This is a genomic window from Mesorhizobium sp. M1329 (assembly GCF_040318035.1).
GTDB lineage: Bacteria > Pseudomonadota > Alphaproteobacteria > Rhizobiales > Rhizobiaceae > Mesorhizobium.
The window spans coordinates 321,500-344,303 of sequence record NZ_JAMYLN010000002.1 but is presented as its reverse complement, the minus strand read 5'-3'; the positions used below and the strand labels follow the sequence as shown (position 1 = coordinate 344,303).

Below are 22,804 nucleotides of genomic sequence, written 5' to 3'. Positions count from 1 at the left end.
ACCCCCAACCCCCCCTTCTCGTGGGGGGGGGGGCGTGGTTTTTTTTAAACCCCCCCCCCCCCCCGCCGCCCCCCCGCGGCCCCCACTTGGGCACATCGCCAGACGAATTCAGCAGCTTGTAGATCGGCGAGTTGCTGTCACGCACCGAATACGTCTGCGTCTTGTCGACGTTGACGGTCGCCTGCTTGTTGATGTCGGTCCCGCCAACATTATCGTTGCGGGCATAAGCGCTGCCGGCGGCAATCAAGAGAGCGGCGGCAGCAAGAACAATCTTTTTCATTTTTGATACTCCTGGATTTCAATCGAAGCGGCGAGCTCACCCGCCGCTTATCCTGTTATTGGACCATGATCTTTTGCCGAAAACCGGCTTCCACTTTACGGGATCATGGTCCGCGATCGGCTGTTAGTTGTTGCCGAAGAGGTTGCGGTCGGCGCCCTGGACGACCGGCTGCTTTTCAGCCTGGTCCGACGTCCTGACGGAAGCCGTGTAAGAGCTATCGACGGAAGGCGCAGGCTGGTTCGCGCCGTTCGAACCATAATTGTCGCTAGCCGCGAAAGCGCTGCCGGTGATGGCCAAAACGGCGGCGGCAGCAAGAACGATCTTTTTCATTTTAATACTCCTGAATTTTTTCAGATCCCGGGCGGCGGATATGCCCGCCGCCCTGATGCTGGGACCGGCTGTTAGTTGTTGCCGAAGAGGTTACGGTCGGCGCCGTGGACAGGCTGCTGGTCAGCATGAACCGGCTTCTGAATGGAAGCCGTATACGAGCTGTCGACCGAAGCGGCAGTCTGGTTCGCACCCTTGGAACCAAAGTTGTCGCTGCCAGCAAAGGCGCTGCCGGTGATGGCCAAAACGGCGACGGCGGCAAGAGCGATCTTTTTCATTTTAATACTCCAGTATCTTAGTTTCGGTCCGTCTAGCGGCGTGTCTTGGGAGGAATTCGCGTCGTCCGGACAGCCCCGATGTGGGAAAGGCAATAGTGAGTTTCCAATCACGAAGTTGTTTGGTGTGGACCAAGTTTCTACACCTTGAAATTGTGCCAGAGATTCCCTTCGCCACATTTTACTGTGTGAAATCAAGCAGATAACGCATAGCCTCGGTCTGGCTGCAAGCGACTTGGGCAGGCAGCGTTCACAGTATCCTGCACGCATTGTCAACAGAAACGAACCGTTCGGTTCGATCTTTTAAACCGATAAAAGTCGCAGCCGGGGTTGTTGGTCGAATCGTTAACCATTTCCGCCAAACGCGGCCTCGCCGTTCTGCCGGTTTTCGGCCCGTTTATGCCGGCCGGCGAAGGCAGCGACCGGGCAAAGCAGAACCGGGTCAGACCCCGTAGCGTTCGGTGCGGATGAGAGCCGCAGGCCCCCCGGCATCGATCAGTGCCTCGGCGGCGGCCGTCACGAATGCGTTCGAGCCGCAGACAAAGGCGAGTTTCGGTGGCGCGGGCAGCCTGGTCATGGCTTGCACCATCATCGCGGCGTCGATCCGCCGCGCATAATCCGCCGGACGGCGGGCCGGCTCGCGCGTCAGCGTCAGTACCAGGTCGAAGCCATCCCGGCGCTCGGCGAGGTCGATCAACTCGTCGCGAAAGATCACCTCGTCCCAGACCCGCGCCGAAAACACCAGGGCGGCCGCGACCAGCGATCCCCGCATCGCCCGGTGACGGACCATCGACATCAGCGGCACCACGCCCGACCCGCCGCCGACGAGCAGGAGCGGTCCGCCGTCGCCGTCGGACCAGACGAAATGGCCGCCGAGCGGCCCGCGCAACTCGACCTCGTCGCCCACCGCCGCGATCTCGTGAAAGAACGGCGAGACCTCGCCGTCCTCGAGTTTTTCAATCGCCAGTTCGATGGTCTCGCCGGTCTCCGGCGCGGAGGCTATGGAGTAGGAGCGGCGCGCCTGATAGCCGTCAGGCGCCGTCAGCCTGACATCGACATGCTGCCCGGCACGGTAGGCGAAAGGCCGCGACGGCTGCAGGAAAAAGCTGGTGACGCGCGGCGTGCGCTTTTGGATGCGGGTGATGGTGACCGTTTGCCAGGGCGACTGCGCCGCCGGTGCGTCGCTCATGGATGGTTCGTGTAGCGCTGCTCGCGCCACGGGTCGCCATAGATATGATAGCCTCGCAATTCCCAGAAACCCGGCTCGTCGCGCTCGGTGAACTGCAGCCCGTTCAGCCATTTGGCCGATTTCCAGAAATAGAGATGCGGAACGAGCAGCCGCGCCGGGCCGCCATGGTCGGGGGTGATCGGCTTGCCCTCGTAAAGCAGTGCCACCATCGCCTTGCCGCCGGTGAGATCCTTCGTCGGCACGTTGGTGGAATAGCCGTCGAAACCCAGCGCCAGCGTGAAGGCGGTGGGCGGCTCGATGCCGGCGTCGGCAAGGATGTCGTCGACCAGCACGCCCTGCCACGCCGTGTCGAACTTGGTCCATGCGGTGACGCAATGGATGTCGCGCGTCATCTTGGTCAAGGGCAGCGCGTTGAACTCGGCCCAGTTCCACTTCTTGATCGGCCGCGGCCCGTGCTTAAGCGTGAACGACCAATCCTCGGTGCGCACATGCGGCGTCGGGCCTGCCGACAGGACCGGGAAACCTTGCTCGAGATATTGCCCCGGCGGGATACGTGCATCCGTATCCGTCGGCGGCTTTCGTCCGGAAGAGAAGCCTCGGGTAACCATCGAGAATATCCGTTTGCGCAAGGTCCAATCGACCTTTGTCAGTTTTCTCGAAGACGCGCGCGCGGGCAACCGAAATCTTGGCTCGGCCTGGCGGCAAAGCTCTACATCGATCTCGGCAGCGCGGCGCCCGTCTCAGCCACTGGCGAAGGGGACGGCGACAAACATCTGGGCGTCGCCACGCTCGACAAGCAGCAGCACCGATTTCCTGCCGGATTTGGCAGCCTGCACAATCGCCTGGTTAGCCTGCCTGGCGCTTCTCACCGGATGCTGGTCGACGGCGACGATGATGTCGCCGGGCTGGATGCCGGAAGCCGATGCCGCCTTGTTCGGGTCGACGCGCTCGACCAGTGCGCCGTGCTGGTTGCCTGCCAGGTTCATTGCCTGCCGCACATCCGGGGTGACATCCATCAGGCCGAGACCGAGCGCCGGTGCGCGAAGGCCCTGCTCCGTCGACGGCTGACGCTGATCGCCGGTCACCGATCCCGTTGCCATGTCGTCTTCGTTGCGCCCGACCTCGGCGGAGATCTGCAGGCTTTGCCCCTTGCGCCAGACATTGAGGGTTTCCCTCGTCCCGGGCGCAATTTCGGCGACGGCGCGCGACAGATCCCTTGGATCCTTTATGTCCTGGCCAGCGAAACTGGTGATGACGTCACCGGTTTCGATGCCGGCCTTGGCGGCCGGCGATCCGTCGCTGACCTGCGCGACCAGCACGCCGGCGGGGTGATCGAGGCCGATGGCGCTCGCCATGTCAGGCGTCACCGGCTGGATCTGGACGCCGAGATAGCCGTACTGGATGGAGCCGCCCTTCATCAGCTTGGCGACAACCTTTTGCGCCTGGTCCGAGGGGATGGCGAAACCGACGCCGACGCTGCCGCCATTCGGCGAAAAGATCGCCGTGTTGATGCCGACGACATTGCCGTTCACATCCGTCAGCGGGCCGCCGGAATTGCCCCGGTTGATCGGCGCGTCGATCTGGATGAAGTCGTCAAACGGCCCGCTGTGCAGGTCGCGGCCGCGGGCCGAGACGATGCCGGCCGTGACCGTTGTGCCAAGGCCGAAAGGATTGCCGAAAGCGAGCACCTGGTCGCCCGGCATGAGCTTGTCGGAATCGCCCCATTTGACGGTCGGCAAGGGCTTGCCGGCCTTGACCTTGAGCACGGCAAGATCGTTCTTGGCGTCATGGCCGATCAATTTGGCGGGAAGCTCGGTGCCGTCGTCGAGCGTCACCTTGATCGACTGGGCGCCGTCGACGACGTGATTGTTGGTGACGATGGTGCCGTCGGCACCGACGATGAAGCCTGAACCGAGGGCCTCTGCGCGCGGCGCCTGTTCCGGCGGTGTCTTGGGGGCGGGCAGTCCCTGGTCATCGAAGAAATGGCGGAAATAGTCGTCGAAAGGCGAGGTTCCGCCAAAGGGAGAGGCGTCGCTCATGGTGTCCGGCTGTTGAGCTTTCATGACCGTCGTGATGGTCACCACCGCCGGTTTGTCGGCCGCCACGACCGGCGCGAACGAGCCGCTCGGCGCCGTCATGCCGGTGACGGGAGGGGTCACTGTTGCCGCCAGGACATCATTCAGCCTGGGAGCGAGAGGCAAGGCGAAGGGGCTGACGATCAGCGCGGCGCCCAGCAGAGCGGCGACGCGATGTCTGCGAAGGGTCTGGATTGGTGACATGGCCGTTGTCCGGGCGAGAGATTGGTGGAGCGCGGTAATGTTCCGTCACCGGAACGATTCATCGCGCGTCGGTCGTCGGCCTTGCCTGTCTCGCCTGTCACGGCAGCCGACCGGATCGACAGCCCCGCATCTAGGGCGCCGATCATGGTTTCCAGATAATATTACGAAGATTTAATTTCCGGCTGGCAGCCGCCTTGCCGGGCTGGCGCCGAAACCCGAAAACAAAAACCCGCCTTGCGGCGGGTCGTTGGGGGAATCAGCACCATACCCAAATTAGTAGCATAGCTGCCGGCACAAAGCAAGAACAAAATAGCTGCGCAAGACAAATCGCTTCAGGTTTGTGCCGCTTCAGCAGAGGCCTCCTATTCGCCTTTCCCGTCGGTCCGGCTGAGATAGGCGGTGGCGATCTCGCGCATCCGCCTGCCGTCGAAGCTCGGTCCATGGCCGCCATGGCCGATCCGGATCGGCAGGTCGAGCAGGCGCTGCATAGTGCGGCGATAGGCGGCACGATCAGAATCCGGCAGGTCGTCGATCAGCATGGCGTCGTAGATGGCGTCGCCGGCGAAGAACAGGCCGTCTGCCTCGTCGAACAGTGCGATCGAATCCGGAGAGTGGCCGGGCAGATGCAGGACGCGGAATTGCCGGTCGCCGAGGTCGATCCTATCGCCCTCGTCCAGGGTCCTAGTCAGCGGCGCCGGCTGAATCCTGTAATCGGCCGCTTTCCAGCCCTCCGCCGGCAGCCTGGAGACGGCGCCTTCCAGATCATGGAACATGTAGGCGTAGGTAACCGCTTCATCCATGCTGTCGAACTGCGCGGCGCTGTGGCGCGGCCCTGCCCGCAACGGAAACTCGTGCAGCGAGCCGACATGATCGAGATGGATATGCGTGGCGACGACGAGCAGCGGCCTGCCGGCCGGCGTGTCGATCTGCGGCGCCAGCGGGCAGATCCCCATGCCGGTGTCGACCAGCAGGTCGACGTCGCGGCCGCGCAAATGCCAGATGTTGGCGCGCACGAAATCATGCACGAAGGGCTCGGTCAGCATCGTCGTCTTGGCGTCGACGATGGTTTTGCTGAACCCGCTGTCCATCAGATCAAGGCCGGCATCAGACGAACGGCTTGCCGATCTTGTACTTTTGCGGGACCAGCCGCTTCAGATAGGCCATGCCCGTATCGGACAGCCGGTTGACATCGGGCAGCATGAAATCATCCGGCATGTGGCGCGTCTTGCCGGCGACGTTCTTCAGCGGCACCTTCTTCAGCACGGTTTTCTTGCCGTCATATTGCAGTGCCACCGAACCGCCGCCCTCGTCGGCCACCGTGACCGCGAAGGCGCCGGCATCGAAGGCCTCCTGCGCGTCGACCGCGCTGATGGCGCCGACATAGCCGCGCGGCATGTAACCGAGCGCATCGACGCGTGCCCGCTTGCCCGGCAATCCTTCGGCGAGCGCGCGCTCCAAGGCTGCCGGCAGGTCGCTGCCCGACAGCTTGACGTTGCCGTGCTGGTCGCGCTCCAGCCTTTCCGGCGGCACCAGGCTTTCGACCAGCGCCTTGCCGTCGGCCGTGCTGACGCCTTCGGAGACGGCAACGATGCAGCGCTTGTGGCGGTCGAGCGTGGCACGCACGTCGTCGATGAAACCTGCCGCCGAGAACGGCCGCTCCGGCACGTATACGAGATGCGGGCCGCTGTCCTGGTCGAGCTGCCATGCCGCGGATGCGGCCGTCAGGAAACCGGCATGCCGCCCCATGACGATGCCGACATAGATGCCCGGCAAAGCGCGGAAATCGAGATCGACCGAAAGGAATGCGCCGGCGACGAACTCGGCCGCCGACATGAAGCCGGGCGTGTGATCGTTCTCCTCGAGATCGTTGTCGATGGTTTTCGGCGCGTGCACGAAGGCGATCTTGCCGCCGGCGGCGTCGGTGAGGATCTGCTGCGTGCCCGAGGTGTCGTTGCCGCCGATATAGATGAAGGCGTCGGCGCCGGCTTTCTTCAGGCCGTTGAGGATGAGGTCGCAATAGGCGGCATCCGGCTTGTCGCGCGTCGAACCAAGCGCGGCGCTCGGCGTCGCCGCTATCAGCCGCAGGCGGTCCTCGGGGATGGCGGAAAGATCGACGTAATTGCCGTCACGAATGCCGCGCACGCCGTGGATGGAACCAAGGACCTTGGCGCCGGGATGCCGCTTGCGGATTTCGAGCGTAGCGCCCACCACGGTCTGGTTGATGACGGCGGTTGGGCCGCCGCCTTGCGCGATGACAAAAGTTCCGGCCATTGCTTACGTCTCCCGGGCGATGAAAATCGCAGGCACATTCGCCTGTCTTGCGGCATCGCGCAACGGCAGAGTGATCGTTGAAAGCGAAGCCGCCGTTCAGACGACGACGACCGGGTTTTTCTTGGAGACGCGGCTGTAGAGATCGATGATGTCCTGGTTGATCAGGCGCACGCAGCCCGACGACATCGCCTGGCCGATGCTCCACCATTCGGGTGAGCCGTGGATGCGATAACCGGTGTCGCTGCCGTTCTGATAGATGTAGAGGGCACGCGCGCCAAGCGGATTGTCGAGGCCGCCCGGCTGTCCGCCTTGCCATTTCACCAGCTCCGGCCTGCGGGCGATCATCTCGGGCGGTGGGGTCCAGACCGGCCATTCCTTGCCGTACTGGATGTTGGCGCGACCGGACCAGCGGAATCCGTCCTTGCCGATGCCGACGCCGTAACGGATCGCCTCGCCGCCGGGCTGCACCAGATAGAGCAGCCGCTCCTGCGAGTGGACGACGATGGTGCCGGGCTGCTCGCCGGTCGGATCGACGACGATCTGGCGGCGGAACTCCGGCTTGACCTTGAGATAGGGCACTTCCGGCACGTTGAAGCCACCGTCGGTAAGCGAAGCGTACATCACGTCGGGGCTGGTGATGTTCTTGTCGACGCTGATGCTCGGACGGACGGGCCGGATCGAGCCGGTGGTGACGTCGTCGAGCTGGAGCGACGGCAGATCCAGCGTCTGGCTGCAGCCGGCGACGCCGAGCAGCGCCAGCGCACCGGCGCCGGACAGCACCGTGCGGCGGGAAAGCTGTATTTCGGTTTCGATTGCGTCGCCGGTGTGCGGCAGCGACAGACCTTGCGGCAACTCACGCATTTACCCAAACCCTACGCTATCGGCGGGAAACACGGTCCGGCCGGATTGCAGGCATTTTCACCAATCATGGTTGAAAAAGCGTGAAGGCCGGCCGCCTGGCGTTAACGAGGGGCTTTTTCGATTCTTGCCTCTTTACATCTTCGCGGGGCCAAGGATTTATCCTCTTCTTTGAGCTCAAGGAGGAGAAAATGTCTTTCGAAAACTGGGCCGCGTTTGCCGCCGCCTCGGCAGTCCTCCTGGTCATTCCGGGTCCGACCATCCTGCTGGTGGTGTCCTATGCGCTCGGCCAGGGCTGGCGCACCGCGCTGCCGATGGCAGTCGGCGTGGCGCTCGGCGACTTCACCGCGATGACACTGTCGATGCTGGGCATCGGCGCGCTGCTGGCGGCGTCGGCCACCGTATTCACGGTGCTGAAGGTGATCGGCGCCGGCTACCTGATCTATCTCGGCATCAAGCTGTTTCGCGCCGGCGGCGCGCTCCGGGCCGAACCGCGCACCGAGGCGGTGTCATCGGCCAAGATGACGGCGCATGCCTGGCTGGTCACCGCGCTCAATCCGAAAAGCATCACCTTCTTCGTCGCCTTCCTGCCGCAGTTTCTCGACCGATACGCGGATTTCTGGACACAGATGCTGATCTTCGAGACGACCTTCCTGACGCTCGCCTTCGCCAATGCCTTCGGCTACGCGCTGATCGCGGCAAGAGCGCGCAACGTGGTGCGCAACCCGAAGGCGATCCGCATCTTCAACCGCACCGGCGGCACGCTGCTGGTCGGCGCCGGGATCGCGACGGTGGCGATGCGATCGGGCAACTGAGGAGAGATAATGGCGGTCAGCGATGCATTCGGCTTGACACTGTCCGGCGCGACGGAGGCCGGGCTCTCGTCCTACAGCCGGGCTGTGCGCGAATTGCAGTGCTTCATCGGCGATCCGGTCGGTACGGTTGACCGGGCAATCGCCGACGATCCCGGCTTCGTCATGGCGCATGTGTTCAAGGGTTATCTCTTTGGCCTCGCCACAGAGCGCGAAGCGACGGCGGTGGCCAAGGCATGTCACGAGGCAGCGCTGCCGCTTGCCGCGACGACGCGCGAGCAGGCGCATGTCGCCGCCCTTGGCCACCTTGCGGTGGGACGCTGGCACGAGGCCGCCCGCGTGCTGGAGGATATCGCCATCGAGTTCCCGCTCGATGCGCTGGCGCTGCTGACCGGCCACCAGATCGACTTCTTCACCGGCAATGCCCGCATGCTGCGCGACCGCATCGGCCGCGCGCTGCCGTCCTGGCAGAGCGGCATGCCGGGCTACCACGCCATACTCGGCATGCAGGCCTTTGGGCTGGAGGAAATGGGCGACTACGCGCGTGCCGAAAGGCTTGGCCGCACGGCGGTCGATCTCGAGCCGCGCGACGGCTGGGCCCAGCATGCGGTGGCCCATGTTATGGAGATGCAGAGCCGGCAAAAGGACGGCATTCTGTGGATGCGCGCCAATCCCGAAGCGTGGACGCGGGAAAGCTTCCTGCAGGTGCACAATTGGTGGCATCTGGCGCTGTTCCATTATGATCTCGGCGAGACCGACGAGGTGCTGGCGCTCTACGACGGGCCCATCTATGGCGAGCGCTCGACGCTGGCGCTCAACATGGTCGATGCCTCGGCGATTCTGTGGCGGCTGCATCTCGGCGGCGTCGATGTCGGCGAGCGCTGGACTGCGCTCGCCGCCAACTGGTTGCCCAAGGCCAGCGCCGGCCATTATGCCTTCAACGACGCCCACGCGATGATGGCGTTTGTCGGCGCCGGCCTCGACGCGCCGGCCCGCGGCTTGCTCGAGGCGCAGCGCGAGGCGATGCAGGGTGAAGACGACAACGCTGCTTTCACCCGGGATGTCGGCCATCCCCTGACGCTCGCCATCAAGGCATTCGGCGAGGGCAATCATGCCGAGACGATACGCCTGATCCGGCCGATCCGGGCAATCGCCCATCGCTTCGGCGGCAGCCACGCACAACGCGACGTCATCGACCTGACGCTGATCGAGGCGGCCTTGCGTTCCGGTGATGGCGCGCTGGCGAGGGCGCTTGCGGCGGAACGCGCGCTGGCACGGCCGGACAGCCCGTTGTCGGCACTGTTTTCACGGCGCGCAACCGCTCTCGCGGCGAATTGACCTAGGCCACATCTTGCCTTAAAAACTGCCCCGGCAAGATTTTTTCGAGTGTCGAAAAAATCTTCGCGTGTTGACCGGGGTGCGTTTCCGGCGGCACGATTGCCGGGATATCTTCGCCGCAGGACTGGGCGGGGAAGCAAGGAAGACCGTCGCCGCCAGGCATGACGGACATGGGAGGAAACATGTATCTCGGCCTCGATCTCGGCACGTCGGGCGTCAAGGCGCTGCTGATCGATGCAAGGCAGAGCATCGTCGGTTCCGGCCATGCGCCGCTCGACGTGTCGCGGCCGCATCCCGGCTGGTCCGAGCAGAACCCCGCCGACTGGATCCGCGCCTGTGAAGCGGCGATCGGCGAGCTGAGATCCATGCATGCGAAGGAACTCGCGGCGGTCAAAGGCATCGGCCTTTCCGGCCATATGCATGGCGCCACCCTGCTCGATGCCGCCGACCAGGTGCTGCGCCCCTGCATTCTGTGGAACGACACACGCAGCCACGCCGAGGCGGCCGCACTCGATGCCGACCCGCGCTTTCGCAAGCTGACCGGCAACATCGTCTTTCCCGGTTTCACCGCGCCGAAGCTGGCCTGGGTGAAAAACAACGAGCCGGCTGTTTTCGCCAAGGTGGCAAAGGTCCTGCTGCCGAAGGACTTTTTGCGGCTCTGGCTCGCCGGCGAGCATATTTCGGAAATGTCGGATTCGGCTGGCACGTCGTGGCTCGATGTCGGCAGACGAGCCTGGTCCGCCGAACTGCTCGCCGCCACGTCGCTCGACGAAAGGCAGATGCCGTCATTGGTCGAAGGCACGGCAAAGGCCGGTGCCTTGCGCGCCGAATTGGCCGCGAAATGGGGCATGCAGGCGGGCATTCCGATCGCCGGCGGTGCCGGCGACAATGCAGCCTCGGCCTGCGGCATGGGCACGGTCGGCGCCGGCCAGGCTTTCGTCTCGCTCGGCACGTCGGGCGTGCTTTTTGCCGCCAATGCCTCCTATCTGCCCAATCCGGAAAGCGCCGTGCACACCTTCTGCCATGCACTGCCCGGCACCTGGCATCAGATGGGCGTCATCCTGTCGGCAACCGATTCGCTCAACTGGCTGTCGGCAATCGCTGGAAAAAGCGCTGGCGAGCTGACCGCCGAACTCGGCGATGCGCTGCAGGCTCCGACCGGTGTCTCCTTTTTGCCCTATCTCTCGGGCGAACGGACGCCTCACAATGATTCCGTCATTCGGGGCGCCTTGACCGGGCTTGCCCACGAGTCCGGCCGCGTGGCGCTGACCCAGGCCGTGCTCGAAGGCGTCGCCTTCGCCTTCCGCGACAGCCTCGAAGCCCTGGCCAAGGCCGGCACGACGCTGACCCGGGTGACGGCGATCGGCGGGGGCTCGCGTTCGCGCTACTGGCTGAAGGCCATCGCCACCGCGCTTGGCCTGCCAGTCGATATTCCCGCCGACGGCGATTTCGGCGCCGCCTTCGGTGCGGCCCGGCTTGGCCTGATCGCGGCGACCGGTGCCGATCCGCGCGCCGTGTGCACGGCGCCGGCGACAGACACCACGGTCGAGCCGGTCGCCGCCCTCGGCGATGCCTATGAGGATGCTTATCAGCGCTACCGGGCGCTTTATCCGGCGATCAGGAGCGCCACGGCGTGAGCGGATTCCCGCCCTCGCCGCGGCCCGCCGAGAAGGCCTCACTGCGCCGGCACCTTGTCGAGAAAGCCGGTGATGCTTTTCAGCCGGCCATTTTCGATGACGCCGATATCTGTGCCTTCGATGACGGACTCGGTGCCGTCCGGCCCGAGGTTCCACGAGAAGCGGATAGTATCGGCGAAGCCGTCCGGCTTGCCTTTCAGCGAGAACCTGAAGCCGGCAAAGCGCTGCTGCACGCCGTCGATCAGCGCCGCGATGCCGTCATGGCCGTCGCCCTGCATGATCGGATCGCGGTAGCCGACATCCTCGGTGAAGGTCGTCTTGAGCAAGGCTTTCCTGCGCGCGGCGTCGCTCTCGTTCCAGGCGGCGATGTAGTTTTCGGCAATGGTGTTGAGGTCGGTCATGGTCTGTCTCCTTCGTTGGGTGGCTTTGACATGAGCCTTTTCGACCAGCGCCAGCGCGAAACCAATTACGCCTGAGGTAATCAGGCCGAACCATGCGAGAGGAAAAGAACATGAGCAGCGGTTTTTTCGGCGACATCCGACAGATCAAATATGAGGGACCGGATTCGACCAATCCGCTGGCCTACCGGTTCTACAATCCCGACGAAATTGTCGCCGGCAAGCGGCTGGAAGACCATCTGCGCTTTGCCGTCGCCTACTGGCATTCCTTTGCCTGGCCGGGCGGCGATCCGTTCGGCGGCCAGACGTTTGAGCGGCCGTGGTTTCCGAAGGCCGGCGGTACCGACACGATGGAACTGGCCAAGCTCAAGGCCGACGTCGCCTTCGAGATGTTTTCGCTGCTGGGCGCGCCCTATTTCTGCTTCCACGACGCCGATGTGCGGCCGGAGGGCCGGGACTTTTCCGAAAGTGCAGCGCGGCTCGACGAGATCGCCGATTATTTCTCGGGAAAGATGAAACAGACCGGCGTCAAGCTGTTGTGGGGCACGGCGAACCTGTTCTCCAACCGCCGCTTCATGTCGGGCGCCGCCACCAATCCCGATCCGGACGTCTTTGCCTATTCGGCGGCGACGGTGAAACACTGCATCGACGTCACCAAGCGTCTGAACGGCGAGAACTACGTGCTGTGGGGCGGCCGCGAGGGCTATGAGACACTGCTCAACACCGACCTTGGGCGCGAGCAGGAACAGGCCGGCCGTTTCCTCAACCTGGTCGTCGACTACAAGCACAGGATCGGCTTCGAAGGCACCATCCTGATCGAGCCGAAGCCGCAGGAGCCGACCAAGCACCAGTACGATTACGACGTCGCCACCGTCTATGGCTTCCTCAAGCGTTTCGGACTCGAGAACGAGGTCAAGCTCAACATCGAGCAGGGCCACGCCATCCTGGCCGGCCATTCGTTCGAGCATGAACTGGCGCTGGCCAATGCGTTGGGCATCTTCGGCTCGATCGACATGAACCGCAACGACTACCAGTCGGGCTGGGACACCGACCAGTTCCCCAACAATGTGCCGGAGATGGCTCTCGCCTACTACCAGGTGCTGCAGGCCGGCGGCTTCAAGACCGGCGGCACCAATTTCGACGCCAAGCTCAGGCGCCAGTCGCTCGATCCGCAGGATCTGCTGATCGGCCATATCGGCGGCATGGACTGCTGCGCTCGCGGCCTCAAGGCGGCAGCGCGCATGGTCGAGGACAAGGCGCTGTCCGCCCCGCTCGCCGAGCGCTATGCCGGCTGGGATGCGGCCGAGGCCAAGGCGATGCTTGCCGGCAAGCGCACGCTTGAGGAAATCGCTGCGCGCGTCGTCAAGGAGAAGATCGAGCCGCAGCCCCGATCCGGCCGCCAGGAACTGCTCGAGAACATCGTCAACCGGTACGTCTGAGGCGTACCCGGTTCGCGGCCGCATTGTTCGAACGGCCGCGGATAAAGGCGGCTTTCCGCGGGGCTGAAACCAACAAGGTTTGCCCCGTGCGAAACTTCGCCCTGCTTGCTGACCGGGCCTGGCATTTGCCTTAGTCATGATCGAGGCCTCTCAGGTAGGCGCAGAACATGTCGGCCATGGCGTCGGCGTAGGCTTCAATCTCCTTGGCGGTTCGAGGCGCCTCCGAGAACTGCTTTCCCACCGTGCTCAGCGTCGTCATGACTAGGTCGCCGGCTACTTCGCGAGTCGCTTGTGCGGCGTTGGGCAACGCCTCCTGCATGAAGAGCTGGATGGTGCGGTCTCCGGACGCCCTTGCCGCCTGCGCCTCAGGCGCGTCGCGATAAAGCGGTGCGGCGTCGTCGAGCGCCACACGCACCGCGGCCTCGTCACACTCCGAGCGGAGGAAGGCGTGGACCAGGCCGGGCAGCCGGTCAAGCGGCGGTTTCCTGATATCCTCGAGGATGTCGCGCAGCAAACCAGTCGTCTGCCGCCATTCGTCGCTCTGGAGCCGGAACAGGATCGCCGCCTTGTTCGGAAAATACTGATACAGCGATCCGACACTGACACCGGCCTTCTCGGCCACCCGCGCCGTGGTGAAGCGCTGCGCGCCTTCTTTCGCCAAAACCTGAACAGCAGCCTGCAAAATCGCAGCGACGAGCTCTGCCGAGCGGGCCTGCTTGGGCTGTTTTCGCGAGGAAATCCGCGGACTTCGGTGATCGCTCATTGAGAGGCGCGCCAATGCGATTAGTGAATGCGAATGATTAGTCGTATTTTGAATGGCGCACAAGGACGCATTCAATTTTGACTGGAGACCGATATGACCACACTGACGACAAAGCCGCTCGCACCCCTGCTGGACCGCCTGTTCGAGGAAGCCGCTGCGGCAACGAGCCCTGCAGTGGCGGAACTCTCCGCCGAGGAGCGGATGCGCCTGGTTCGAAGCAAGACCGAATACGTCGAGCTCTATGGGCGGCTAAAGGATCTCTGGCTTCCCGTTTCGCGAGAGACCGGCACGCTGCTCTACATGCTGGCACGAGGCAGCGGCGCACGGACGATTGTCGAATTTGGAACCTCGTTCGGCATTTCGACCCTGCACCTTGCCGCAGCCTTGCGGGACAATGGCGGCGGCCGCCTGATCACCAGCGAGTTCGAGCCGTCCAAGGTGGCGCGTGCGAGGCGTAATCTGACAGCAGGCGGTCTCATTGACATGGTGGAAATCCGCGAAGGTGACGCGCTGCAAACATTAAGCGTCGATCTTCCCGAAACGGTCGACCTGCTTCTGCTCGACGGCGCCAAAGCGCTCTATCCCGAGATCTTGAGTCTGGTTGAAAGCCGCCTCAGGCCGGGCGCCTTCGTCGTTGCCGACAACGCCGATCTTTGCCCCGAATACCTCGAGCGGGTGCGCTCGACCGGGAGTGGCTACATGTCCACGCCGTTCGGCGAGGATGTTGAACTGTCGATGCGGCTTGGCTGAAGCACTGCCTGACCTGCCGGAACGATCGTGCCCAAGATGCGCGGCGGCGGACAAAACTTTGCCCGGCATCGCCCATCAATCGCCTCGCTCTTGCCTTCAAACAGCCGTCACGAACCTCCTATAGTGTGGTTCGTGGCGGGAACAGAAAGAAGGAGGCGAAACGATATGCAGCACGAACGCGAAATCGACGCCCTGCTCTCATCTGGCGAGGCCGGATCGATCATCGACCGGCTGATGGCGCTGCCGCACCCGAAGCAAGGTGCGCTGAGTGCAAACGAATGGGATCGCGCGGTCGCCAGCCGCTTCGAGACCCATCTTGCGAGACAGATGCGCTCGCAGATCGACGGCAACAGCGACCGCCAGGACGCTGCCTGATCCACCCTACCTCTGGCGCAGCCTGACCGGCGCTTCGCCGAACGCTCTTGAAAACGCTCTGGAAAATGCCGCGGCGGACGAAAACCCCGTTCGCCCGGCAATGTCCGCCATGGCGATGCGCGTATCGACCACCAGCCGGCGCGCGGCGCCGAGGCGCAGCCTGAGGTAGTAAGCGCCGGGTGTTTCGCCGATCGACTTGCGAAAGATGCTTTCCAGCGTCCGTGCCGTCACCCCGGCGCGCTTTGCCACCGCGGTGATGGTCAGCGGCTGGTCGACATGCGCTTCCATCAGCCGGATGGCTTGCGCCAGCCTGGGATCGTAGCCGTCAAGACGGCCGAGTGAGACCAGCGGCTGCGCGTCGGTCGCGGCGCGCGCCTGGTCGTAGATGAAGACGCTCGCGACATCGAGCGCGACGGCCATACCGAGCCGCGTGCGAATCAGATGCAGCATCAGGTCGAAGGTCGGCGAGGCGCCGCCTGTGGTGAACACCGGGCCATCGATGACGTAGCGGTCGGGGCGCACGTCGACGCCGGGAAAGGCCGAAGAGAAATCCTCCATGTCCTCCCAGTGGGTGGTGGCGCTGCGCCCTTCCAGCAAGCCCGCGCGCGCCACCAGCCACGTACCCGCCTCGACGCCGCCGCAGGCACGTGCCGTGCGCGCCGCCCGCCGCAGTCCGGACAGCAGGGCCGATGTGGCGTAGTTTTGCGTGCCGAAACCGGCGACGACGACCAGCATGTCGGTTGCGTCAGCCGCATCGAAGCGGCCGCTGACCGCCACCGGCAGGCCGCATGTGGTGACCGGCGCTTCGCCTGTCACCGAGACCAGCTTGAAATCGAACAGCGTCTCACCGGCAATACGGTTGGCGGCGCGCAACGGATCGACGGCGGAGGCGACGCACATGATCGACGAGCCGGAGAATACCAGCAGCGTTACCTTGAGCGGCAAACGCTCAGCCCGAAAGATCGTCGGTTTTTCGTTTTTCGTCACACGATCTTCGTAAAACGCAAAACAGTTTCCGGCAAGTCAGGCATTCTTGCCCTACGTTCTATTGGGAGAGAGTCCGATGCCGCTTGCGATGAACCGTGAGGTCTTCATTACCTGTGCCGTAACCGGGTCCGGCAGTTCGCAGGACCGCAGCCCGCATCTGCCGCGTTCGCCCAAGCAGATCGCCGATTCGGCCATCGAGGCAGCAAAGGTAGGGGCTGCGATCGTCCACTGCCATGTGCGCGATCCCGAGACCGGCAAGCCTAGGCGCGACGTGCATCTCTATCGCGAAGTAACCGAGCGCATCCGCGCGGCGGACGTCGATGTCGTTTTGAACCTGACCGCCGGCATGGGCGGCGACATGGTGTTCGGCCCGCCGGAAAAGCCGCTGCCGCTGAACGAAAAAGGCACGGATATGGGCGGTGCCAGCAACCGCATGGAGCATGTGCGCCAGTGCCTGCCGGAAATCTGCACGCTCGACTGCGGCACCATGAATTTCGCCGAGGCCGACTATGTCATGACCAACACGCCCGGCATGCTGCGCGCCATGGGCGGCATGATGACGGCGCTCGGCGTCAAGCCGGAGATCGAGGCCTTCGACACCGGGCATCTGTGGTTCGCCAAGCAATTGGTCGAGGAAGAAGTGCTGAAGCCGGACGCGCTGGTGCAATTGTGCATGGGCGTGCCGTGGGGAGCGCCGGACGACCTCAACACTTTCATGGCGATGGTCAACAATGTGCCGCCAACCTGGAACTGGTCGGCCTTTGCCATCGGCCGCAACCAGATGGCCTATGTCGCGGCCGCGGTGCTAGCCGGCGGCAATGTCCGCGTCGGGTTGGAGGATAATCTCTGGCTCGACAAGGGCGTGCTGGCGACCAATGCTCAGCTAGTCGAGCGGGCGGTCAGCATCGTGTCGAATATGGGCGCCAGGGTCATCGGCCCGGACGAAGTCCGCAAGAAGCTGAACCTGACGAAGCACGCACCGCTTTGAACAGGGAATCGGTTGGGAGGAGCCGCCGATGAAGACCGTGAAATTCACCGCCATGAAGGACGGCGACCGCGAGGATTACGCCTTCCTCACCGAGCACGAGATCGACTATGCGGCAAAGACCGGCGAGCGGTTGCTCGACGCGCTGGTCCAGCTCGACGAAGGGCTGTCGGGCTACAAGATCACCCGGCTCGGCCATTCGCTGCAGGCGGCAACACGGGCATGGCGCGACGGCGCCGACACCGACTGGATTGCCTGCGCGCTGCTGCACGATATCGGCGACATCTATGCACCCTATAATCACGACGAGTATGGGGCGTCGATCCTGAAGCCTTTTGTGCGCGAGCAATGCACCTGGGTGGTGGAGAAGCACGGCGACTTCCAGCGTCTCTATTACGCCCATCACCTCGGCGGCAATCCGCACGCCCGCGACCGTTTCGCCGGGCACATCTACTTCGATGATTGCGATGAGTTTTGCGAACGCTGGGACCAGTCGAGCTTCGATCCCGACTACGAGACATTGCCGATCGATTTCTTCCGGCCCTTCGTGCTCGAAGTGTTCGCGCGCAAGGCCTATGACGCGTCCGTGATCCGTGCCGGCGAGCGTGTCGCCCTCACCGACCCCGCAACAGCCAGCACAAGAACCGGAGCCTCCGCATGAGCATCATCAACAAGGCGGCCGCCATCGGCGGCGGCGTCATCGGCGCCGGCTGGGTGGCGCGGCTGCTGCTCAACGGCATCGAGGTATCGATCTTCGATCCCGACCCCGAGGCGTCACGCAAGGTCGGCGAGGTGATGAAGGGAGCGCGACGCGCCTACAAGCAGATGCTGCCCGGCGGCCTGCCGAAAGAGGGCAAGCTCACCTTCGCCAAGACGATCGCCGAGGCGGTGGCCGATGCCGACTTCATCCAGGAAAGCGTGCCGGAGCGGCTCGACCTCAAGCACCGCGTGCTGGCCGAGATCGACCTCTATGCGCCGGCCAACTCCATTGTCGGCTCCTCCACTTCCGGCATCAAGCCGACCGACATGCAGGTGGCGATGAAGAAGCACCCGGAACGGTTGGTCGTCGGCCATCCGTTCAACCCCGTCTATCTCCTGCCGCTGGTCGAAATCGTCGGCGGCGAACAGACCTTTCCCGAGGCGATCGAAGTCGCCAAGGAGATGTATGCCTCGATCGGCATGAAACCGGTGGTGATCCGCAAGGAGATCGAGGCCTTCGTCGGCGACCGCCTGCTCGAAGCGGCCTGGCGCGAGGCGCTGTGGCTGGTCAAGGACGGAATCTGCACGGTCGAGGAGCTTGACGACATCATGCGCTATGGCTTCGGCCTGCGCTGGGCGCAGATGGGCATGTTCCAGGTCTATCGCGTCGCCGGCGGCGAGGCCGGCATGCGCCACTTCATGGCGCAGTTCGGCCCGTGCCTGAAATGGCCGTGGACCAAGCTGATGGATGTGCCGGAGTTCAACGACGAGCTGGTCGAGCTGATCGCGACCCAGTCGGACGACCAGGCGCACGGTCTGTCGATCCGCGAGCTCGAAAAGATCCGCGACGACAATCTGGTCGCCATCATGGAGGCACTGTCGAAGCAGAACAAAGGCAAAGGCTGGGGTGCCGGCGCCCTGCATAAGGACTACACCAGGCAGCTGGCCAAACTTGCGGCGAAGAAGCCCGTTGCCTCCAAGGCGGCCGAAAAGGCCAAGGCTGAAAAGCCGAAGAAAAAGAAGAAAGGCTGAGACCATGGATTTTGGTCTTTCGGAGGAGCAGAAGCTCATCGTCGAGACGACGCGGGCATTCGTCGAGAACGAGCTTTACCCGCATGAGCGCGAGGTCGAGCGTACCGGCGTGCTGCGCCGCGAGCTGATCGAGGAGATCAAGGCCAAGGCGATCGAAGCCGGCCTCTATGCCGCCAACATGCCGGCCGATGTCGGCGGCGCCGGGCTCGATACGGTGACCTGGCTCCTTTACGAGAAGGAGCTCGGCCGCGCCAACTACGCGCTGCATTGGACTTGCGTTGCGCGGCCTTCGAACATCCTTCTCGCCGGCACGCCGGAGCAGCGCGAAAAATATCTGTTTCCCTGCATTCGCGGCGAGAAGTGGGATTGCCTGGCAATGACCGAGCCAGGCGCCGGTTCCGATTTGCGCGGCATGAAGGCAACCGCCGTGCAAGACGGCGACGACTGGGTGCTGAACGGCACCAAGCATTTCATAAGCCACGCCGACATTGCCGATTTCGCCATCGTCTTCATGGCCTCGGGGGAGGAAGAATCTTCGCGTGGCAAACGCAAGAAGATCACCGCCTTCTTCGTCGACAAGGGCACCAAGGGTTTCAGCGTGCGCGACGGCTACCGCAACGTCTCGCATCGTGGCTATACCAATGCCATCCTCGAATTCGACGATTGCCGGTTGCCGGCCACTCAGGTTCTGGGCGAGGTCCACAAGGGCTTCGATGTTGCCAATTCATGGCTCGGCGCAACGCGCCTGCAGGTCGGCGCCACCTGCCTCGGCCGCGCCGAGCGGGCGCTTGGCCACGCCATCGAATACGCCGCGCAGCGCCAGCAGTTCGGCCAGCCGATCGGCAAGTTCCAGGGCGTGTCGTTCAAGCTCGCCGACATGGCGACCGAGCTGAAGGCCGCCGACCTGATGGTGTTCGAAGCCGGCTGGAAGTACGATCAGGGCACCGTCACCGACCAGGACATGGCCATGGCCAAGCTGAAGGCCACCGAAATGCTTGCCTTCGTCGCCGACGAGGCGATCCAGATCCATGGCGGCATGGGGCTGATGGACGATTTGCCGCTGGAACGCATCTGGCGCGACGCCCGCGTCGAGCGCATCTGGGAGGGCACCTCGGAAATCCAGCGCCACATCATCTCGCGGGCGCTGCTGCGCCCGTTGGGGGGCTGAACTATGCACAAACTTGAGCGCCTTTTGCGCCCGCGGACAATCGCCGTCTTCGGTGGCGCGCAGGCCGCCGCCGTCGTCGCGCAGTCGATCAAGATGGGCTTTGCCGGCGAGATCTGGCCGGTGCATCCGACCAAGGCCGAGGTCGCCGGCCGCAAGGCCTATCGCTCGGTGGCCGAATTGCCCGGTGCGCCGGATGCCGCTTTCATCGGCGTCAACCGGCATTTGACCATCGAAGTGGTCAAGGCGCTGGCCGAGCGCGGCGCCGGCGGTGCGGTCTGCTTCGCCGCCGGCTTCCTCGAAACCGAGGCCTATGACGAGGACGGCGAGCGGCTGCAGGCCGAGCTGGTCGCGGCGGCGGGCCAAATGCCGATCATCGGGCCGAACTGCTACGGGCTGATTAATTATGCCGACGGCGCGCTTTTGTGGCCCGACCAGCATGGCGGCATCAGGCTGCCAGAAGGCGGTCACGGCGTCGCCATCATCACCCAGTCGTCGAACATCGCCATCAACATGACGATGCAGAAACGCGGCCTGCCGATCGCCTTTCTGATGACCGCCGGCAACCAGGCGCAGACCGGGCTTTCGGAAATGGCGCTCGGCCTGATCGAGGACGACCGCGTCACCGCGCTCGGCCTGCATATCGAGGCCTTCGATTCGGTAGCCGGCTTCGAAAGGCTGGCGGCGCGGGCGCGCGAACTGAAGAAGCCTGTCATCGCCATGAAGGTTGGCCGCTCCGAGCAGGCGCGGCAGGCGACCGTTTCCCATACCGCGTCGCTGGCCGGCTCGGACGCGGCGTCCGGCGCCTTTCTGAAGCGGCTCGGCATCGCCCGCATCGATTCCATCCCGGCCTTCATCGAAGCGCTGAAGCTGCTGCACGTCACCGGTCCCCTGCCCGGCTACCGGCTGTCGTCGATGAGCTGTTCGGGCGGTGAGGCGTCGGTGATGGCCGACAGCGCCGAAGGCCGCTGGGTGATGTTTCCGCCATTCACCGCCGAGCACCGCGCGCATGTCAAATCGACGCTCGGGCCGCTGGTCGCAGTGGCCAACCCGCTCGACTATCACACCTTCATCTGGAACAACGAGCCGGCGATGACCGCCACCTTTACCGCCATGGTGTCGGGCGGCTTCGACCTCAACATGCTGGTGCTCGATTTCCCGCGCCCCGACCGCTGTTCGGACACCGACTGGTGGGCGACGCTGCGCGCCTTCGAAGCGGCACTGAAGACCAATAGCGCGCAAGGCGCGATCGTCTCCTCGCTGCCGGAGAACCTGCCCGAGGAATACACGGCCGGCCTGATGGCGCGGGGCATGGTGCCGCTGTTCGGCATCTCCGAAGCCATGGACGCCGCCCAGGCGGCGGCCTTCATCGGCTGGGCCTGGCGCGAGCCGCAGGCGCAGCCGATCGACACCTCGGCGGCCGGCGCGCCGGCCGGCGACCATGTCACGCCGGACGAGGCGGAGGCGAAAGCGCGGCTCATCGAGGCCGGGCTTTCCGTGCCGAAGGGCGAGCGCGCCGGCAATGCGGTCGAAGCTGTCATCTCCTCGATGGCGCTCGGCTTCCCGGTGGCGCTGAAGGCCCTTGGCGTCATCCACAAATCCGAGCTCGATGCGGTCCGGCTCAACCTCAGGGATGCCGAATCCGTCAGCACCGCCGCCCATGATCTCGGCCCGCTCGGCACCGGCCTTTATGTCGAGCGCATGGTGCGCGACGGCGTCGCCGAGCTGCTGGTCGGCTTCACCCGCGACCCGATGTTCGGCGCGGTGATGACGCTCGGCACCGGCGGCGTGCTGGTCGAGCTGTTGCGCGACAGCGTCACGCTGATGCTGCCGGCGACCCGCGACGATATTGAGGCCGCTTTGCGCGGGCTGAAATTGTTCCCGCTGCTCGACGGTTATCGCGGTCGGCCGAAGGCCGATGTCGCGGCGGCAATCGATGCGATATCGGGCATTGCCGCTTTCGTGCAGCAAAACGCGGGCGAAATCGAGGAGCTCGACATCAATCCGCTGATCGTCTGCACCGAGGGCAAGGGCGCCTGGATCGCCGATGCGCTGCTGGTGCTTGGAGACAAGAAGAATGGCTGAAATCATCACCACCCGCCGCGAGGGCACGATCCTCGAAGTGACGCTCGACCGGCCTAAGGCCAACGCCATCGACCTGAAGACGTCGCGGCTGATGGGCGAGACGTTCAAGACGTTCCGCGACGATCCCGACCTGCGCGTCGCTATCGTCAAGACCGCCGGCGACAAGTTCTTCTGCGCCGGCTGGGACCTGAAGGCCGCGGCCGGTGGCGACGCGGTCGACGGCGACTATGGCGTCGGCGGCTTCGGCGGCTTGCAGGAACTGCGCGATCTCAACAAGCCGGTGATCGCCTGCGTCAACGGCATGGCTGTCGGCGGCGGCTTCGAGCTGGCGCTGTCCTGCGACCTCATCTATGCGTCGGATCACTCCTCCTTCGCCCTGCCCGAAATCCGCGCCGGCACGCTAGCCGATGCGGCGACGATCAAGCTGCCGAAGCGCATCCCCTATCATGTCGCCATGGACCTTTTGCTCACCGGCCGCTGGATGGACGTCGCCGAGGCGCATCGCTGGGGCCTGGTCAACGAGGTGCTGCCCAAGGACAGGCTGGAGGACCGCGTCTGGGAGATCGCCCGGCTGCTCGCCAGCGGCCCGCCGCTGGTCTTCGCCGCGATCAAGGAAACGGCGCGGGTCGCAGAATCGCTGACCTTCCAGGACGCCATGAACCGGGTGACGCGCCGGCAACTGCCGACGGTTGACGCACTCTACGGCTCGGAGGACAATCTCGAGGGTTTTCGCGCCTTTGCCGAAAAACGCGATCCGGTGTGGAAGGGGAAATGACACTGCCGAGATGATGGCGTTCCGTCGCACCCCCCTCTGGCCTGCCGGCCATCTCCCCCGCAAGGGGGGAGATTGGATGTCGCCC

General features: G+C 64.3%; 24 protein-coding genes. 12 read left to right on the top strand and 12 right to left on the bottom strand.

Annotation, left to right across the window (positions count from 1 at the left end):
* The 9 genes from NKH21_RS03565 to NKH21_RS03525 form a co-directional block, all read right to left on the bottom strand.
* Positions 1-280 (bottom strand): DUF680 domain-containing protein (locus NKH21_RS03565; protein WP_352863082.1); only part of this gene is annotated, 280 nt, incomplete at its 3' end.
* Between the two features lie 123 nt (positions 281-403).
* Positions 404-610, bottom strand: a complete 207-nt coding sequence (locus NKH21_RS03560; protein WP_352863080.1) for a DUF680 domain-containing protein — start codon at positions 608-610, stop codon at positions 404-406.
* A gap of 71 nt (positions 611-681) precedes the next feature.
* A complete protein-coding gene (locus tag NKH21_RS03555; RefSeq protein ID WP_352863078.1) occupies positions 682-885 on the bottom strand; it encodes a DUF680 domain-containing protein in 204 nt (67 codons plus the stop codon).
* 439 nt (positions 886-1,324) lie between these two features.
* Positions 1,325-2,071: an FAD-binding oxidoreductase gene (locus tag NKH21_RS03550; RefSeq protein ID WP_352863076.1), complete on the bottom strand. Its 747-nt coding sequence runs from the start codon at positions 2,069-2,071 to the stop codon at positions 1,325-1,327.
* The gene (locus tag NKH21_RS03545) at positions 2,068-2,679 is read right to left on the bottom strand and encodes a molybdopterin-dependent oxidoreductase (protein WP_352863074.1); all 612 of its coding nucleotides are present in this window, start codon (positions 2,677-2,679) and stop codon (positions 2,068-2,070) included. Before NKH21_RS03545 ends, NKH21_RS03550 begins: the two co-directional genes overlap by 4 nt.
* 132 nt (positions 2,680-2,811) lie before the next feature.
* Positions 2,812-4,350 (bottom strand): DegQ family serine endoprotease, encoded by a 1,539-nt coding sequence (locus NKH21_RS03540; protein WP_352863072.1) that lies wholly within the window; start codon positions 4,348-4,350, stop codon positions 2,812-2,814.
* Between the two features lie 362 nt (positions 4,351-4,712).
* Positions 4,713-5,438 carry an MBL fold metallo-hydrolase gene (locus NKH21_RS03535; protein ID WP_352863070.1) on the bottom strand — a complete coding sequence of 242 codons (726 nt, stop codon included), beginning with the start codon at positions 5,436-5,438 and terminating at the stop codon, positions 4,713-4,715.
* Between the two features lie 16 nt (positions 5,439-5,454).
* On the bottom strand, positions 5,455-6,621 hold the full coding sequence (locus NKH21_RS03530) for a diphosphate--fructose-6-phosphate 1-phosphotransferase (protein ID WP_352863068.1): 1,167 nt from the start codon (positions 6,619-6,621) through the stop codon (positions 5,455-5,457).
* Between the two features lie 96 nt (positions 6,622-6,717).
* Positions 6,718-7,482, bottom strand: coding sequence for a L,D-transpeptidase (locus tag NKH21_RS03525; protein ID WP_352663391.1), 765 nt, complete (start codon positions 7,480-7,482; stop codon positions 6,718-6,720).
* 188 nt (positions 7,483-7,670) lie between these two features.
* On the opposite strand from NKH21_RS03525, the gene NKH21_RS03520 reads away from it, so the two are divergent.
* From NKH21_RS03520 to xylB, 3 genes are all read left to right on the top strand, one after another.
* Entirely contained in the window at positions 7,671-8,294 is a 624-nt protein-coding gene (locus NKH21_RS03520) for a LysE family translocator (RefSeq protein WP_352863066.1), read from the top strand.
* 9 nt (positions 8,295-8,303) lie between these two features.
* The gene (locus NKH21_RS03515) at positions 8,304-9,629 is read left to right on the top strand and encodes a tetratricopeptide repeat protein (RefSeq protein ID WP_352863064.1); all 1,326 of its coding nucleotides are present in this window, start codon (positions 8,304-8,306) and stop codon (positions 9,627-9,629) included.
* 182 nt (positions 9,630-9,811) lie between these two features.
* Positions 9,812-11,266, top strand: a complete 1,455-nt coding sequence (gene xylB / locus NKH21_RS03510; protein ID WP_352863110.1) for a xylulokinase — start codon at positions 9,812-9,814, stop codon at positions 11,264-11,266.
* Between the two features lie 38 nt (positions 11,267-11,304).
* On the opposite strand, the gene NKH21_RS03505 is transcribed toward xylB, so the two are convergent.
* Positions 11,305-11,667: a nuclear transport factor 2 family protein gene (locus NKH21_RS03505; protein WP_352863062.1), complete on the bottom strand. Its 363-nt coding sequence runs from the start codon at positions 11,665-11,667 to the stop codon at positions 11,305-11,307.
* A gap of 110 nt (positions 11,668-11,777) precedes the next feature.
* Here NKH21_RS03505 and xylA point away from each other — a divergent pair, with 110 nt between their 5' ends.
* Entirely contained in the window at positions 11,778-13,103 is a 1,326-nt protein-coding gene (gene xylA, locus NKH21_RS03500) for a xylose isomerase (protein ID WP_352863060.1), read from the top strand.
* Between the two features lie 130 nt (positions 13,104-13,233).
* On the opposite strand, the gene NKH21_RS03495 is transcribed toward xylA, so the two are convergent.
* A complete protein-coding gene (locus tag NKH21_RS03495; protein WP_352863058.1) occupies positions 13,234-13,866 on the bottom strand; it encodes a TetR/AcrR family transcriptional regulator in 633 nt (210 codons plus the stop codon).
* A 93-nt stretch (positions 13,867-13,959) separates the two neighbouring features.
* On the opposite strand from NKH21_RS03495, the gene NKH21_RS03490 reads away from it, so the two are divergent.
* Positions 13,960-14,616 (top strand): O-methyltransferase, encoded by a 657-nt coding sequence (locus tag NKH21_RS03490; protein WP_352663403.1) that lies wholly within the window; start codon positions 13,960-13,962, stop codon positions 14,614-14,616.
* A gap of 165 nt (positions 14,617-14,781) precedes the next feature.
* Positions 14,782-14,991, top strand: coding sequence for a hypothetical protein (locus NKH21_RS03485; RefSeq protein ID WP_254815980.1), 210 nt, complete (start codon positions 14,782-14,784; stop codon positions 14,989-14,991).
* Between the two features lie 6 nt (positions 14,992-14,997).
* On the opposite strand, the gene NKH21_RS03480 is transcribed toward NKH21_RS03485, so the two are convergent.
* Positions 14,998-15,978, bottom strand: a complete 981-nt coding sequence (locus NKH21_RS03480; RefSeq protein ID WP_352663405.1) for a GlxA family transcriptional regulator — start codon at positions 15,976-15,978, stop codon at positions 14,998-15,000.
* Positions 15,979-16,054: 76 nt separating this feature from the next.
* On the opposite strand from NKH21_RS03480, the gene bcoG reads away from it, so the two are divergent.
* The 6 genes from bcoG to NKH21_RS03450 are packed head-to-tail and all read left to right on the top strand — an operon-like array spanning position 16,055 to position 22,719.
* Positions 16,055-16,966: a 3-dehydrocarnitine:acetyl-CoA trimethylamine transferase BcoG gene (bcoG, locus tag NKH21_RS03475; protein WP_352863055.1), complete on the top strand. Its 912-nt coding sequence runs from the start codon at positions 16,055-16,057 to the stop codon at positions 16,964-16,966.
* A 28-nt stretch (positions 16,967-16,994) separates the two neighbouring features.
* Positions 16,995-17,624: an HD domain-containing protein gene (locus NKH21_RS03470; RefSeq protein WP_352863053.1), complete on the top strand. Its 630-nt coding sequence runs from the start codon at positions 16,995-16,997 to the stop codon at positions 17,622-17,624.
* Positions 17,621-18,694, top strand: a complete 1,074-nt coding sequence (locus NKH21_RS03465) for a 3-hydroxyacyl-CoA dehydrogenase NAD-binding domain-containing protein (protein ID WP_352863051.1) — start codon at positions 17,621-17,623, stop codon at positions 18,692-18,694. The genes NKH21_RS03470 and NKH21_RS03465 overlap by 4 nt, the downstream gene beginning before the upstream one ends.
* Positions 18,695-18,698: 4 nt before the next feature.
* Entirely contained in the window at positions 18,699-19,862 is a 1,164-nt protein-coding gene (locus tag NKH21_RS03460) for an acyl-CoA dehydrogenase family protein (RefSeq protein ID WP_352863049.1), read from the top strand.
* Positions 19,863-19,865: 3 nt separating this feature from the next.
* Positions 19,866-21,944, top strand: coding sequence for an acetate--CoA ligase family protein (locus NKH21_RS03455; RefSeq protein ID WP_352863047.1), 2,079 nt, complete (start codon positions 19,866-19,868; stop codon positions 21,942-21,944).
* The gene (locus tag NKH21_RS03450; RefSeq protein WP_352863045.1) at positions 21,937-22,719 is read left to right on the top strand and encodes a carnitinyl-CoA dehydratase; all 783 of its coding nucleotides are present in this window, start codon (positions 21,937-21,939) and stop codon (positions 22,717-22,719) included. Before NKH21_RS03455 ends, NKH21_RS03450 begins: the two co-directional genes overlap by 8 nt.
* The last annotated feature ends 85 nt before the right edge of the window (positions 22,720-22,804 follow it).

Bases quoted from the DNA above. Each gene is read 5' to 3' on its own strand.
- NKH21_RS03560 (WP_352863080.1), bottom strand. From the start codon at position 610: ATGAAAAAGATCGTTCTTGCTGCCGCCGCCGTTTTGGCCATCACCGGC.
- NKH21_RS03555 (WP_352863078.1), bottom strand. From the start codon at position 885: ATGAAAAAGATCGCTCTTGCCGCCGTCGCCGTTTTGGCCATCACCGGC.
- NKH21_RS03550 (WP_352863076.1), bottom strand. From the start codon at position 2,071: ATGAGCGACGCACCGGCGGCGCAGTCGCCCTGGCAAACGGTCACCATC.
- NKH21_RS03545 (WP_352863074.1), bottom strand. From the start codon at position 2,679: ATGGTTACCCGAGGCTTCTCTTCCGGACGAAAGCCGCCGACGGATACG.
- NKH21_RS03540 (WP_352863072.1), bottom strand. From the start codon at position 4,350: ATGTCACCAATCCAGACCCTTCGCAGACATCGCGTCGCCGCTCTGCTG.
- NKH21_RS03535 (WP_352863070.1), bottom strand. From the start codon at position 5,438: ATGGACAGCGGGTTCAGCAAAACCATCGTCGACGCCAAGACGACGATG.
- NKH21_RS03530 (WP_352863068.1), bottom strand. From the start codon at position 6,621: ATGGCCGGAACTTTTGTCATCGCGCAAGGCGGCGGCCCAACCGCCGTC.
- NKH21_RS03525 (WP_352663391.1), bottom strand. From the start codon at position 7,482: ATGCGTGAGTTGCCGCAAGGTCTGTCGCTGCCGCACACCGGCGACGCA.
- NKH21_RS03520 (WP_352863066.1), top strand. From the start codon at position 7,671: ATGTCTTTCGAAAACTGGGCCGCGTTTGCCGCCGCCTCGGCAGTCCTC.
- NKH21_RS03515 (WP_352863064.1), top strand. From the start codon at position 8,304: ATGGCGGTCAGCGATGCATTCGGCTTGACACTGTCCGGCGCGACGGAG.
- xylB (WP_352863110.1), top strand. From the start codon at position 9,812: ATGTATCTCGGCCTCGATCTCGGCACGTCGGGCGTCAAGGCGCTGCTG.
- NKH21_RS03505 (WP_352863062.1), bottom strand. From the start codon at position 11,667: ATGACCGACCTCAACACCATTGCCGAAAACTACATCGCCGCCTGGAAC.
- xylA (WP_352863060.1), top strand. From the start codon at position 11,778: ATGAGCAGCGGTTTTTTCGGCGACATCCGACAGATCAAATATGAGGGA.
- NKH21_RS03495 (WP_352863058.1), bottom strand. From the start codon at position 13,866: ATGAGCGATCACCGAAGTCCGCGGATTTCCTCGCGAAAACAGCCCAAG.
- NKH21_RS03490 (WP_352663403.1), top strand. From the start codon at position 13,960: ATGACCACACTGACGACAAAGCCGCTCGCACCCCTGCTGGACCGCCTG.
- NKH21_RS03485 (WP_254815980.1), top strand. From the start codon at position 14,782: ATGCAGCACGAACGCGAAATCGACGCCCTGCTCTCATCTGGCGAGGCC.
- bcoG (WP_352863055.1), top strand. From the start codon at position 16,055: ATGCCGCTTGCGATGAACCGTGAGGTCTTCATTACCTGTGCCGTAACC.
- NKH21_RS03470 (WP_352863053.1), top strand. From the start codon at position 16,995: ATGAAGACCGTGAAATTCACCGCCATGAAGGACGGCGACCGCGAGGAT.
- NKH21_RS03465 (WP_352863051.1), top strand. From the start codon at position 17,621: ATGAGCATCATCAACAAGGCGGCCGCCATCGGCGGCGGCGTCATCGGC.
- NKH21_RS03460 (WP_352863049.1), top strand. From the start codon at position 18,699: ATGGATTTTGGTCTTTCGGAGGAGCAGAAGCTCATCGTCGAGACGACG.
- NKH21_RS03455 (WP_352863047.1), top strand. From the start codon at position 19,866: ATGCACAAACTTGAGCGCCTTTTGCGCCCGCGGACAATCGCCGTCTTC.
- NKH21_RS03450 (WP_352863045.1), top strand. From the start codon at position 21,937: ATGGCTGAAATCATCACCACCCGCCGCGAGGGCACGATCCTCGAAGTG.